We start from the raw sequence: 664 nt of genomic DNA on the forward strand, positions 1-664 counted from the left end.
TCACGGGCGTCAACCCCAACTACGAGGCCGGTCTCGGTTCGGGCGAGGTCGGCGAGGTCGGCGAGACCGGAGACGGGGACGCCGATGTCACGGGTGATGGCGTTGGTGATGGCGTTGGTGATGGCGATGGCGATGGCGACGGCGACGGTGACGGTGACGGTGATGGCGACGGTGATGGTGATGGCGACAGCACGGGCGACGGCTCGGGCGACGGCGATAGCGACGGCACGGAGGGCGGACCTGGTGACGGGGACGGAGACGGCAGGGGAGACGGAGACGGCGAGTGCATGGCCACGCCCCCGACGCCCGAGGGGTCGTGCCCGGCGAGCTGCAGCTCGTGCGAGGGAGGCGTTTGCAGGCTCGCCTGCGCGGGGGCGGGCTGTAAAGACGCGACGGTGGTCTGTCCCCCGGGTTGGCCCTGCGCGTTGAGGTGCACCGGGGACGACAAGGCCTGCAAGGGTCTGACGCTCGAATGCCCAGGCCCGCACCCGTGCAACCTGACTTGTGACGGCACCAAGGTCTGTCAGGGCGCCACCGTCAAGTGCGCCGACGGGCCCTGCCACGTCGAGTGTACGGCGACCGGCGACAGTCCTTGCCAAGACGCCACGCTGAAGTGTGGATACAACGTCAGTGCGATCGAGTGCGTCATCCCGGAGGGCTCCCC

1 pseudogene is annotated in these 664 nt (G+C 69.6%); it reads left to right on the forward strand.

The annotated features are described in order from the left end of the window. Window positions 1-664, forward strand: a pseudogene (locus ENSA5_RS36795) (hypothetical protein); the annotation flags it as partial.

Origin of the sequence: Enhygromyxa salina, from assembly GCF_002994615.1 — a bacterium.
GTDB classification, from domain to species: Bacteria; Myxococcota_A; Polyangia; order Nannocystales; family Nannocystaceae; genus Plesiocystis; species Plesiocystis salina_A.